A 12,403-nucleotide genomic window follows, 5' to 3' on the forward strand; every position below is an offset into this window, starting at 1 on the left:
CCAACACCACCTCACAAGGGTCGGGAGAAGGGGCACCCGAGGTATTTCGTCAGAGAAATTCACAAAGGTAGACCATGCAAAACTTCCCCGCCGGGCACATCCCGGAAGCCGCGGCATTGCCGCGCGAAACATCCGCCGCGCCGGCTTCACACGACGCATCCAGCGAAGAGCTCACAGGCTCTGAAATCCTCGTCCGATGCCTTCAGGCAGAAGGTGTCGCCTGCCTGTGGGGCTACCCCGGCGGTGCCGTTCTTCATGTGTACGACGCCCTGCACAGGCAGCAGCAGATCCAGCATGTGCTGGTCCGGCATGAGCAATCGGCCGTACATGCGGCCGACGGCTATGCGCGTGCCACGGGCCATGTCGGCGTGGCGCTCGTCACATCCGGCCCGGGCCTGACCAATGCCGTGACCGGCATTGCGACGGCCTACATGGACTCGATCCCGATGGTCGTCATCAGCGGCCAGGTGCCGACCCGCGACATTGGGCAGGACGCGTTCCAGGAGTGCGACACGGTCGGCATCACGCGTCCGATCGTGAAGCACAACTTTCTGATCAAGGATCCGCGCGACATCGTGCAGACCATGAAGAAGGCTTTCCACATCGCGCGCAGCGGGCGTCCAGGCCCCGTGGTGGTGGACTTTCCGAAGGACGTGTCGGCAAGCAGGATCATCTATGCGGGCTACCCGCAAACGCTGGAAATGCGGACGTACAAACCCACGCTGCAGGGACACGGCGGACAGATCCGAAAGGCGCTGCAACTGCTTCTGACCGCCAGTCGTCCCTGTATCTACACAGGTGGGGGCGTGATCCTCAGCGGTGCTTGCGACGAACTGCGCACGCTGGTCGACCGGCTGGGTTTCCCGGTCACCAGCACGCTCATGGGATTGGGCGCCTACCCGGCGTCGGATCCCAAGTTTCTCGGGATGCTGGGGATGCACGGCACCTGGGAGGCCAACAACGCCATGCAGGACTGCGACGTGCTGCTGGCCATCGGGGCTCGCTTCGACGACCGGGTCATCGGCAATGTGAAGCACTTTGCGCAAGGCAAGCGCAAGATCATTCACATCGATATCGATCCCTCGAGCATTGCCAAGCGCGTGAAGGTGGACGTTCCCATCGTCGGGGACGTCAAGACTGTTCTCGTGGAAATGCTGTCGCTGCTCGATGCTTCGGACGTTCGGCCCGCGCCGCAGGACATGGCGCAATGGTGGTCGGCGATCGGGACGTGGCGCGCCCGGCGTTGCCTTGACTACGATCGCGGCAACACATACGTCATCAAGCCGCAGCGCGTCATCGAGACGTTGTGCGACATCACCCGCAATGAAGATGTCTACATCGCATCGGATGTCGGGCAGCACCAGATGTGGGCCGCGCAGTACTTCCGCTTCGAGAAGCCGCGGCGCTGGATCAATTCAGGTGGGCTTGGCACCATGGGCGTGAGCATCCCCTTCGCGATGGGGGTGAAGATGGGCAGGCCCGACAGCGAGGTCTATTGCATCGTCGGCGACGGATCGGTGCAGATGAGCACCAAGGAGCTGTCGACCTGCCTGCAGTACGACACGCCGATCAAGATCGTTCTTCTGAACAACCGCTATCTCGGGATGGTCCGGCAACAGCAGCAGATCAGCCATGAGGGCCGATACAGCCAAAGCTATCTCGACGCCTTGCCCGACTTCGTGAAGCTCGCGCAAGCCTACGGCCACGTCGGCATGCTGATCGAACGCCCGGCCGATATCGAAGGTGCGCTGCGAGAAGCCCGGGCCATGCGCGACCGTACCGTGCTTCTCGATTTCCGCATCGATCCGACGGAGAACGTTTTCCCCGTGGTGGAGGTCGGCAAGGGCATCAACGAGATGTTGCTGGGAAGCGAAGACCTCTGAACAGGAAGGCGCGTCGCCGACCATCAGCAAGCTGCCGGGCAGGGGGTTTTCTCTGCCCGCTCCTGCAGCCAGCAGGACAAAGCCTCCTTGTCCATGGGCGCTGCGATGCAGTAGCCCTGGCCTTCGTTGCAGTCCATGGCCAGCAGCGCCTGCCAGGCCGCGGCGTCCTCGATGCCTTCGGCCAGCACGTGCAGGCCGAGCTTGCGGCCCAGTTGCACGACCATCTCCGCGATGCGCGCCCCCTGTGTCTCGCTGAGCTGGCGTACGAAAGTGCCGTCGATCTTGATGCGGTCCAGCGGCAGCCGCTCCAGGTAACTCAACGACGAATAGCCGGTGCCGAAGTCGTCGATGGCGATGGAGATGCCTTGGGCGCGCAAGGCGGTGAGGGTGGATTCGAGCAGTTGCGTGGGCAGCGCAGCCACCGATTCGGTGATCTCCAGCTCCAGGTGATGGCCCTGGAGCCGGCTGTGCGCCAGCGCCGCGCACACGCTCTCGAAGAAGCCGGGGTCCTGCAACTGAACGGTCGAGACGTTGACCGCCATGCGCAGCGGCGCGCGCCCCGCGTCCAGCAGTTCGCGCATGGTCATGCAGGCCGTGGACAACACCCATTGCCCGAGCGCCACGATCAGCCCCGAGTGCTCGGCCACCGGAATGAACCGGTCCGGCGGCACCAGATTGCCGTCCTCGGCGCGCCAGCGCAGCAGTGCCTCCAGGCCCACCAGCGCGCAGGTGCCCAGGTCGATCTGCGGCTGATAGACCAGGAACAGCTGCCGGTTGTCGATCGCGGCACGCAGGTTGGACAGCAACAAAGCGCGGGCGCGCGCCTCGGTGCCCATGTGGCCGGAGTACTGCAGGTGCTGGCCGCGGTGGTCCCGTTTGGCCCGCTTCAGGGCAATGGTGGCGTCCTTGACCAGGTCGACGCCGGCCTGCGCATCTTCCGGAAGCAATACGTAGCCGCAGGTCAGCGAGACCTTGTGCGGCACGCCGTCGACCGCCAGCGGCTGGCGCACGCACTCCAGCAGTTGCGGCGGCGACACCTGGCCCACCGGGCCGAGCACGCCGAACGTGTCGGCGCCCAGGCGGGCCAGCATGATGCCGGCCGGCAATGCGTCGGCCAGGCGCCGGGCCACGGTCTCCAGCAGGCGGTCGCCGAATCGGTGGCCCATGACATCGTTGGTGGCGCTGAAATCGTCGATGTCGACCAGCGCCAGGATGTGGTCCCGCCTGCCTTGCCGTGCGCAGGCGTCGACCTCCTCGACGAAGTGGGTGCGGTTGGGCAGGCGCACCAGGGGATCGTAGTAGGCATATTCATGCAGCCGCTCCAGCAGTCCCCGGCTGTGCAGCAGCGTGCTGAGGTTGACGCAGAAGACGTCCAGCAGTTGCCGGTCGATGGTGCCGCGCACCCCGGTCGTGTCGATGAAGACGGCCATGTCCTGCTCGTCCTTGCGTCCGATGTGCAGGGCCACCCCGCCTTCCTCGCCGTAGACATTGCAGCCGAGCGCCAGCGCGCGGCGCAGCAGGTGCAGGCCGGACAACTCGGGCAGCTGCGGCACCGCATCCAGCGGCAGATCGACGAGGCCTGAGAACCGGCCAGCCGCCGCCATCACGCGGTACGGACTGTCCTGCTGCATGCCGGGTGCACAGACCAGGCCGTCGCCGGCCGCGCCCAGCAGCGCGGCGAGCTGCGTGATGATGCTGCGGGCAAACGCGCGCAGGTCGGTCTCCTCCAGCAAGGAGGCGCTGGAGCGCACGATGAGTTCGAGGCTGCGGCTGTTGGCCTCGATGGCGCACAGCTGCTTGTAGGAACGCACGGCCGTGACGACCATGGCCAGCAGGCGGTCCTGGGTGAGTTCGGCCTTGGTCCGGTAGTCGTTGATGTCGTAGCGCAGCAGCGTGTCGAGCGCCGGCACATGGCCGGGGCCGCCTGTGCGCAGCACGATGCGTGTGTTGCGCAGGCCGGCCGTGTGGCGGATGAAGTCGACCAGGTCCAGGCCGGCTTTCGTGCTTTCGGTCACCACGTCCAGGATCACAACGGCCAGGTCGTGCTCGCGCAGCACCAGCGCGCGTGCCTCCTCGCCGGAATACGCATGCACGAACACCAATGGCCGCTCGAACAGCGTGAGGCCCTGCAGCGCGGCGCGCGCTGCGGCATGCACATCGGCGTCCTGGTCCACCACGAGCACGCGCCAGTCGGGCGTCCGGCGCCTTGCGTGGGCCGGCCGCCCCGGCTCAGCCGCGCGCCTCATGCGGGCTGCACATGCACGTGGCCGGATGCGAGCGCGACCTGGTTGCGGCCGCCGCGCTTGGCAACGTACAAGGCTTCGTCAGCCAGCCCGTAGGCGATGTCGAAGTTGCTGCCGCGTGGAAGCCAGCAAACGCCGAAGCTGGCCGTGACGCCGCTGCCGTCGGGCAAGTCGAAGGCGTACGCCTCGATGGCGCTTCGCAGCGTCTGTGCGACCTGCCCGCAGGTATCGCCGCGCTGCCCTGGCAGCACCACGGTGAACTCCTCGCCGCCGACACGGCCGATGTGCGCAGTCGCCGGCACCTGCGCCTGCAGACAGGTCACCACGGCCTGGATGACCCGGTCGCCCGCAGGATGGCCGAAGCTGTCGTTGATGCGCTTGAAGTGGTCGATGTCCAGCACGATCAGCGCGATGTCGCCGTCCGCGAAATGGCTGTTCACGAGCTCGATGACGGCCGCCCGGTTGAGCACGCCGGTCAGGGGGTCGTGCGTGGCGCGGTATTCGAGTTCGGCGGCCAGATCCTGCAGGCGCAGGTTCAGCTGATTCATCTCGAGCTCGGCGCGATCGCTGCGCCGCACCAGCCGGCGCGTTTCGCGCAGGAGCCGCTCGTAGGCGGTAAGCAGTTCGCCCAACGCCCGGTGGCAGGGTGCGGGCTGCGTCGCGGCACAAGTGTCGTAGGCTGCGCGCGCGGCCTGCAGCGCCCGGCTCTCGGCGTCGAACAGGTCCGGTGGTGCGGCGGTGTCCATTCAGCTCGACTTCACGGGATGGCTCGCGAAATCGATCGCGGGGAAGTCTTCGCTGAGCTCCTGGCCGAATTCGAGGATGGTGTCGTCGTCCTCGTCGTGGTACCAGTTCAGGGTGACGCGGTTGCCGGCCTCCACGGCGTCGTTGAGCGCCGCGATCAGGTTGAACAGCATCTTGGTGCTGGAACTGTTGAAGTAGGCCAACGCGATATTGACCTCGATCTGGGTGCCGTTCTGCTGGGCCAGGTAGTCCTTGAGCCGCGAGATCACCTCGCCGTAGAAGGCGGCTGCGTTCTCGGGGTAGGACTCGCCCCGCAGGCTGAGTGTCCGAGTGTCGAACTTGAAGTCCACCTGGGGTGAACTGGGCGTCGGGGCGATGTAGAGGTTTTCCATCTGTAATCTCGATTCGTTGCCGGGCTTGGGCGTGTCAGATCGCCGCCTTCAGGTAGAACACCGGGGCGCCGCCATCGCTGTCCGCGGCGTCGAAATCGAACTCCAGCGGTTCGCGGGCGTCGCGAGCGACCGTGAGAAGCCCCATGCCCGCGCCTTTGCTGCCTTCGGGTGTCTCCTCGCGCAGCGTCTGGCGGTAGGCCTGCTTGATCTCTTCCAGCGTCATGCTGCGCAGGGTTTCCAGTTTCGCGCGCAGCGCATCGGCGATCTCGGGCTCCACGGGATTGGCGCACAGCAGCAGGAAGCCGCCATCGCTTTCGCGGCGGATGCAGACCGAGCCGTGGCGCAGCTCGCCGCTGTGCGTGCTCGCGGCAGTGAGCGTGTCGGCAGAGTAGTGAATGATGTTCTGCGCCATCTCCACGAACGAGGAGAACAGCCTTCGCCGGGTCGGGCCGGCGACGCCGGCCACCTCGAGCTGCAGCTTCACGGCGTCGGACATGGCGGCCACGATGTGCTGGGAGAAGTAGCCGACGTAATAGAAGATGACCTGGTGTTGGCGCGCCACGTTGAAGAAGGAGCCGTACTTGTCGGCGATCTGAGGGAAGGGCATGAGTGATTCCGTGTCAGGTGCGGAAGCAGAAAAATGTCAGGTCGTCGCGGCGATGGTGCTCGCCCTGCCAGGCCTGCAGGGCGTCCAGCACGGCCTGGTTGACTTGCGCGGCCGTGCGCCCGCGCTGCTCGAGCAGCAGTTCGCGCACACGCCGTTTGCCCAGCGCGATGGCGCGGGGACCGCCGACCTGGTCGATCAGCCCGTCGGTGCTGACGAAGACGAGGCTGCCCGGGGGCAACAGCAGTTCCTGGTTGCTCCAGCTGAAGTCGAACTCGGTGTCCATGTAGCCCACGCCCTTGCGCCGTCCTTCGACCAGCTCCACGGCATCGGCATCGGGACGCAGCAGGAACAGCGACAGCCGTGCGCCGGCAAACACCAGGCGGCCTTGCGCGGGTTCGAACCAGAAACATGCGGCGTCCATGCCGTCGTCCGAGCCGGGCGTCGCGTCCTGCCCGTCCATCTGGCCCAGCATATGTTTGATACTGCGATTCACGTTGCCCAGCAGCCGAGCGGGGTCGCGCGGGCCGTGCTGCTCGATGGCGCGGTTCAGGTTGGTGGAGGCGATCAGCGTCATGAAGGCGCCGGGAACGCCGTGCCCCGTGCAGTCGGCCACGGTGGCGAACCAGCCGTCCGGCGCGGTGCTGAACTGGTAGAAATCGCCGCCGACCACGTCGCGCGGCTCCCACACCAGGTGCGCCTGCGGGCACGCGCGTGCCAAGGCATCGAGCGAGCTGCGCAAGGTGGAGCGCTGGATCACGCTGGCGTATTCGATGCTGTGCATGATCTGGCGGTTGCGCGACACCTGCAGGTCCGCCACCAGGCGCATGAGCTGCAGGCCATTGCCCACACCGGCGAATTCGCCTTCGCGCGTGATGATGAAGCCGTCGGACAGGGCCTTCTCGCCGTGCGCCACGGTCTTGAGGGTCAGCGCTTCCAGGTCCAGCGCCGCATCGACGATCAGCGGGTCCTTGTCCATGAAGGCGATGCAACTCTTGCGGCCGTACAGTTCCACGCGAAACGGCTTGCTCATCTGCGAGAGAAAGATGTTCCGGTTGATCAGGCCGATCGGCTGGTTTCCCTCCACCACCGGCAGGCTGACGAGGTCGCGGTGCCGGTTGAAGACTTCCAGCACTTTCTCGTTCGTTTCCTCGGTCGTCATGCACGGCACTTCCGTGCAGAGATCCGCCGCACTGGGCTGGCGAAAACGCGGCCGGAAATCGCTCAAGTACTCGGAGGTTTCGGGCATGGAAACGGCGCCTGCTGATATATGTGTACTTATGTTATGTTTTTAACGTTTCGTATCCATGACAAACGAATGACGGCTACCGCCGATGGAGGATTTGAGTGCGCAATGCGAAGCCTTGGTCGCTGAGGCGGGCCGTGGTCGCCTTGATGGCGCTGTCTCTGCTGGTCGGCTGCAACGAGCAGCCTGCTTCATCTTCACCCGGTCCGACGACAGCGGCTGTCATGACCGATCCCACCACCGGGTTGCGATGGCTGCGATGCGCCGTGGGCCAGACCTGGAAGGAAGAACGCTGCGTGGGCAACGCCGAGGCACTGGGCCTGATGGATGCCCAGGCGCGCGTTCAGGCGCTCAATGCCCAGGGCCACGAAGGCATCGACCAGTGGCGGCTGCCGACCATCACGGAACTGGCAGCCCTGCGGCGATGCGACCATGGACTGGTGGAAGAGAGCTTCACGCTTGCACTGGGCCCCGAGCAGGCCCCCGTGACCTTGCCCCGATGGTGCGCAGGCGAGACCCGCATCCCCACGATCGACACGGCGCGCTTTCCCGACACGCCAGCCGTCAAGTTCTGGTCGGGCTCCGGCAGCGAAGCCGAGCAGCATTTCTACGCCGTGAACTTCGGCAATGCGTGGATCGGCCTCAACGAGGACGCCGAATCCACCTACGCCGTGCGGCCGGTGGCCGACCAGGCGCGCTGATCGGCCTCCGCGGCCGCTCAGGTGCCGGAAAGGCTCGGGGCGTACACCCGCCTGCTGCGCCCGCGTGCCTGCGTCGGCCGAACTATCTGGAACTCCGATCCCGCGAAGCCAGCCCGGGATAGCTGGCCCGCACCACCTCCTGCAGCTGGCGCGGGGAGGGCAGCTTGCCCTTCATCTCCGCCGGCAGCCGGCCCTGGAGGTGGTACTCGGCCACGCCGATCGGGTTCGACTTGCTCTTGAGCGCGAACTCCACCTCGAGGTTGTCCTTCTCGGCGCACAGGATGATCCCGATGGACGGTGCATCGTCCGGCGCACGCTCCTTCTCGTTGAGAAGGTTGAGATAGAAGTCCATCTTGCCCGCGAATTCCGGCTCGAAGGCGCCGATCTTCAGTTCGATGGCCACCAGCGCCTTGAGAAAGCGATGGTAGAAGAGCAGGTCGATGAAGTACTCCTTGCGCCCGAGCGTGAGCCGGTACTGGCGCCCGACGAAGCAGAAGCCGTAGCCCAGCTCGAGGATGAAGTCGCGCAGCCTGTCGATCAGGTGGTCTTCCAGCTCGCGCTCCCTGATCTCTCGCCGGATGCCGAGGAACTCCAGGTTGTAGCTGCTCTTGAGGGCTTCCTCGGCCTGCTCGGCGAGGTGCTCTGGCAGCGCCAGCGCGAAGTTGTGCGCCTTGCCCTCGGCCAGCGACCGTTCGTAGGCCTGCGCCTTGATCTGGTTGAGCAGCACGTTGCGGCTCCAGCCGAAGCGCGCGGTGGCCTTGAGGTAGAAAAGCCGCTGGCCGGCGTCGTCGAGCTTGGACAGCAGGTTGACATGATGGCCCCAGGGCACGGCCTCCACCATGTCTCGCACAGCCTGTGCGAGTTGCCGATCGCCGGTCACCGCAAGCGCCTTGGACGCCCGCGGGCGCTTGGCATCGCGCTCGTTTTCTCGCACAAGCTGTGCGAGAAATTCCGGCGCGGTGTAGAGCGCGTGGAACTGCCGCATGCGCCAGAGGCTCGCCGCCGAAAAACCGGCCGTCCCGGGAAAGAAGGTCTTGAGATCGCGCGCCAGCCGGTCGACCACCGCGTCGCCCCATCCGCGGCGCGCCTGCTGCTCATGAATGGCCTGCCCGATGTCCCAGTACAGCGCCACCAGTTCGCGGTTGACGGCCCGCGCGGCCGACAGCCGCGCGCCATCGATGCGCTGTTTCAGGTCCTCGACGAAGCGGGCGTAGTCGAACGGGGTGGGGGCAGTGGTGGTGGGCACCAGGGGAATATAGTGCCTTGCGTCCGGCGGCTTGCTGGCAGTGGCGACCTTCAGTTCGCGGCCAGGCGCAGCTCATGGATCAGGTCGATGAGCGCCCGCAGCCGCGCGGGCACGAAGCGACGGCCTGGGTAGTAGAGCCTCAGGCCACCGAACGGCGGGCACCACGGAACCAGCAGAGGCTTCAGCGCGCCGGACGCGAGTTCTTCCTCGATGAACCATTCGGAGATGAAGCCGATGCCCAGGCCGAGCAGCACCGCCTGCTTGATGGCTGGCATCTCGTTGAGCGCCAGGCGCACGGGCAGGTCCATCTGCAGCTTCTGGCCGTTGCGCTCCAGCTCCCAGTGATAGATGCCGCCGTGCGACATGCGCATGCCGATGCTCTGATGCTTGAGCAGGTCGCGCGGATGCCTGGGTGTTCCGTGGCGCGCCAGGTACGCCGGCGTTGCCACCACGAGCATGCGTATGTCGCGCGAGAGCGCGACCGCGATCATGTCCTGCGGCACGGACTCGGCCAGGCGGATGCCCGCATCGAAGCCACCGGCCACGATGTCGACCATGCGCGACTCGCTCAAGATGTCGATCCGCACCTGCGGATAGCGTTGCGCGTACGTGCTGAAGAGAGGCTCCAGCAGCAGAAAAGCTGCCCCTTGCGGCGCATTGATCCGCAGCGTGCCGCTGGGCACGCTTGAGCCGGTGCCGGCCTCTTCACCCGCGCTGCGGATCTCGGCAAGCGCCGGCGCGATGCGCTCCACATAGCGCTGGCCGGCATCGGTGAGTGCCACGCTGCGCGTAGAACGGTTGAACAGGCGCACCTTCAGCCGCGCTTCCAGCCCGGCCACGGCGCTGCTCACTGCAGTGGTCGACATGCCGAGTTCCAGCGCCGCGGCGCGAAAGCTGTTGCGGCGTGCCACGGCCAGCACCACTTCGAGCTCGGTCATTCCTGTGCGATGCATGAATTGTCCTGATTATCCGGATATGCCATCCACGAAAAGGCGGCTTATCAGAACAATAAACCATTCCTAGACTTCCATGTCACCGCGGATTCGAGCCCCGTTCCTTCCCTGGCGCCGAAGGCCGCGAGTCATTTCCAAGGAGTCACCATGCACCGCATTGAACGCATCTACATCGACGGCGAATTCGTCGCACCGCACGGCCAGGAATGGTTCGATCTTCACAATCCGAGCACCGAGGAAGTCATCGGCCAGGTGCTGCTTGGCGATGCGCACGATGCAAGGCGCGCAATCGCGGCTGCCAAGGCCGCGTTCCCCGCCTGGTCGCGCACCACGCGCGAGAAACGCGTGGCGGCGCTCAAGCGCATGCACCGGGCCGTCGTCGCACGCGAAGACCGGTTGATGGAAGCCATCCTGGAGGAATACGGCGCGCCTTCGGTGCGCGGGCGCTGGATGGCGACCTATCCGGCCGCCGTCATCGAGCAGGCCGTCGAAGTGCTGGAATCCTTCGCGTTCGAGGAGCAGGCGGGAACCGCGCGGGTGATCCAGACGCCCGTGGGCGTCGCTGGCCTGATCACCCCCTGGAACAGCAATGCGGGCTTCATCTGCAACAAGCTCGCCACGGCGCTTGCGGCAGGCTGCACCGTCGTCATCAAGCCCAGCGAGATGAGCGCGCTGCAAACGCAGGTCATTGCCGAGGCGCTGCATGACGCCGGCCTGCCTCCCGGCGTGTTCAACATCGTCAATGGCCGGGGCGATGTCGTCGGCGAGGAAATCGCACGCCATCCCGACATCGCCAAGATATCGTTCACCGGATCGTCCGCCGTCGGCGAGCATTTGGTGACCGCCGGTGCGGCCACGATGAAGCGCGTGACGCTGGAGTTGGGCGGCAAGTCGCCAACGGTGGTGCTGGAGGACGCCGACTTCGCGAGCGTCATGCCTCTCGTGCTCCAGGCAGGCTTCGCCAACAGCGGACAAGCTTGCATCGCGGGGACGCGCATTCTCGTGCCGCGGGCGCGGCTGGCCGAGTTCGAGCAGATCGCAAGGGAAGCGGTGTCGCACATCAAGTCGGGCGACCCGAGCAAAGCCGACACCGACATCGGCCCCATGGTGAGTGCAAAGCAATGGGAGCGCGTGCAGAGCTACATCCGCCTTGGCCAAGCCGAAGGCGCGAAGCTGCTCGTCGGCGGTGAAGGGCGGCCCGAGGGACTGCACAGGGGCTGGTTCGTGAAGCCGACGATCTTCACCGGCGCAACCAACCAGATGCGCATTGCGCGCGAGGAAATCTTCGGCCCCGTGCTGACCGTGATCCCCTATGAAGACGAGGCCGACGCCATTGCCATCGCCAACGACACGCGCTACGGACTGAGCGCCCTCGTGCTCGGCAAGGACTCCGCGCGCTGCGAACGGGTGGCGCGGCAGATCGATGCGGGCCGGGTCCTCGTCAACACGCTGTCCCATGAGCCGCGCGCGCCGTTCGGCGGCTTCAAGCACTCGGGGCTCGGGCGCGAGATGGGGCGATGGGGAGTGAACGCCTATCTGGAGCCCAAGACGCTGCTGATGGAAGCGGGGGGGTCCCGGCGTTGACGGACCACAGCTTTCGCGGCGCACTCTGACGGCCGATGAAGCGGCATTCCGATGCACCAGGTGCATGGCCGCCCGCACAGTTGTGCCATGCAAACCTCTGTCCTTATCCCCCATGGTGAAACGCTGCTGCGTCTTCTCGTCGCTGCTGCCCTAGGCAGCCTCGTCGGTCTGGAGCGCGAGCGATTGCTTTGGGCCGCGGGCATCCGTACGCACATGCTCGTGAGTGTCGGCGCCTGTCTGTTCATGCTGGTATCGGCATACGGCTTTGCGGACAGCCTGCGCGGCGAGCATGTGGTGCTCGACCCGTCGCGCGCTGCCGCCCAGGTGGTGTCGGGCATCGGCTTTCTGGGCGCGGGCGCGATCCTGGCGCGTGGAGAGATCGTGCGTGGGCTCACTACGGCAGCCAGCATCTGGACGGTGGCAGCGATCGGACTCGCGGTGGGCGGCGGGCTCTACTTTCCGGCCGCTGCCTCGACGGTGATCATCCTCGTGATCCTGGCGGGGATCAAACCGCTCGAAGAGGCCTATCGTGCCCGCAGCCAGAGCTGCCGCCTGGGCGTGGTCGCGGACCACGGCGCGGTGAGCCCCGAGACGCTGGAACGCGGCCTGGGCATCCAGCCTGCGCGGCTGCGGCGCTTCCTGGTGGCGGTGCAGCCGGGCGGTCAGATGGACGACATCACGGTTCAGCTGGTGCGCGTGTCGTCGGCCGACATCGACCGCTTCGTGCAGCGCCTGCAGCAGCAGCCTGGCGTGCGCTCCGTCGAGGTCACGACCCGTGGCGGCGGCCATGGCACCGAGGTCAGCTGA

11 protein-coding genes are annotated in these 12,403 nt (G+C 66.1%); 4 read left to right on the top strand and 7 right to left on the bottom strand.

Features of this window, described 5'->3' with window-relative positions; all coding sequences use genetic code 11:
* Window positions 1-74 precede the first annotated feature (74 nt).
* Window positions 75-1,883, top strand: coding sequence for an acetolactate synthase 3 catalytic subunit (locus tag WIX39_RS28095; RefSeq protein ID WP_409196500.1), 1,809 nt, complete (start codon window positions 75-77; stop codon window positions 1,881-1,883).
* Between the two features lie 23 nt (window positions 1,884-1,906).
* Here WIX39_RS28095 and WIX39_RS28100 read toward each other — a convergent pair whose 3' ends face one another.
* From WIX39_RS28100 to WIX39_RS28120, 5 genes are read right to left on the bottom strand one after another with little or no spacing between them, the layout of a single operon-like run.
* Window positions 1,907-4,129 carry a putative bifunctional diguanylate cyclase/phosphodiesterase gene (locus WIX39_RS28100; RefSeq protein ID WP_409196501.1) on the bottom strand — a complete coding sequence of 741 codons (2,223 nt, stop codon included), beginning with the start codon at window positions 4,127-4,129 and terminating at the stop codon, window positions 1,907-1,909.
* Window positions 4,126-4,872 (bottom strand): GGDEF domain-containing protein, encoded by a 747-nt coding sequence (locus WIX39_RS28105; RefSeq protein WP_409196502.1) that lies wholly within the window; start codon window positions 4,870-4,872, stop codon window positions 4,126-4,128. The genes WIX39_RS28100 and WIX39_RS28105 overlap by 4 nt, the downstream gene beginning before the upstream one ends.
* On the bottom strand, window positions 4,873-5,262 hold the full coding sequence (locus WIX39_RS28110) for a DUF1987 domain-containing protein (protein ID WP_081267780.1): 390 nt from the start codon (window positions 5,260-5,262) through the stop codon (window positions 4,873-4,875).
* 34 nt (window positions 5,263-5,296) lie between these two features.
* Complete coding sequence (locus WIX39_RS28115) at window positions 5,297-5,869, bottom strand: SiaB family protein kinase (RefSeq protein ID WP_081267779.1); 573 nt, start codon at window positions 5,867-5,869, stop codon at window positions 5,297-5,299.
* Window positions 5,870-5,882: 13 nt separating this feature from the next.
* Window positions 5,883-7,115 carry a SpoIIE family protein phosphatase gene (locus tag WIX39_RS28120; RefSeq protein WP_106938463.1) on the bottom strand — a complete coding sequence of 411 codons (1,233 nt, stop codon included), beginning with the start codon at window positions 7,113-7,115 and terminating at the stop codon, window positions 5,883-5,885.
* Window positions 7,116-7,336: 221 nt separating this feature from the next.
* On the opposite strand from WIX39_RS28120, the gene WIX39_RS28125 reads away from it, so the two are divergent.
* On the top strand, window positions 7,337-7,813 hold the full coding sequence (locus WIX39_RS28125; RefSeq protein WP_409196503.1) for a DUF1566 domain-containing protein: 477 nt from the start codon (window positions 7,337-7,339) through the stop codon (window positions 7,811-7,813).
* Window positions 7,814-7,895: 82 nt separating this feature from the next.
* Here the strand turns inward: WIX39_RS28125 and WIX39_RS28130 are convergent, their stop codons facing one another.
* Both WIX39_RS28130 and WIX39_RS28135 read right to left on the bottom strand, forming a co-directional pair.
* Entirely contained in the window at window positions 7,896-9,059 is a 1,164-nt protein-coding gene (locus WIX39_RS28130) for a PDDEXK nuclease domain-containing protein (RefSeq protein WP_081267776.1), read from the bottom strand.
* 50 nt (window positions 9,060-9,109) lie between these two features.
* Window positions 9,110-10,012 carry a LysR family transcriptional regulator gene (locus WIX39_RS28135; RefSeq protein WP_409196504.1) on the bottom strand — a complete coding sequence of 301 codons (903 nt, stop codon included), beginning with the start codon at window positions 10,010-10,012 and terminating at the stop codon, window positions 9,110-9,112.
* A gap of 147 nt (window positions 10,013-10,159) precedes the next feature.
* On the opposite strand from WIX39_RS28135, the gene WIX39_RS28140 reads away from it, so the two are divergent.
* Complete coding sequence (locus tag WIX39_RS28140) at window positions 10,160-11,596, top strand: aldehyde dehydrogenase family protein (RefSeq protein WP_409196505.1); 1,437 nt, start codon at window positions 10,160-10,162, stop codon at window positions 11,594-11,596.
* Between the two features lie 87 nt (window positions 11,597-11,683).
* Window positions 11,684-12,403 carry an MgtC/SapB family protein gene (locus WIX39_RS28145; protein ID WP_409196506.1) on the top strand — a complete coding sequence of 240 codons (720 nt, stop codon included), beginning with the start codon at window positions 11,684-11,686 and terminating at the stop codon, window positions 12,401-12,403.

The sequence above is a fragment of the Variovorax sp. AB1(2024) genome, assembly GCF_037482385.2.
GTDB lineage: Bacteria > Pseudomonadota > Gammaproteobacteria > Burkholderiales > Burkholderiaceae_C > Variovorax.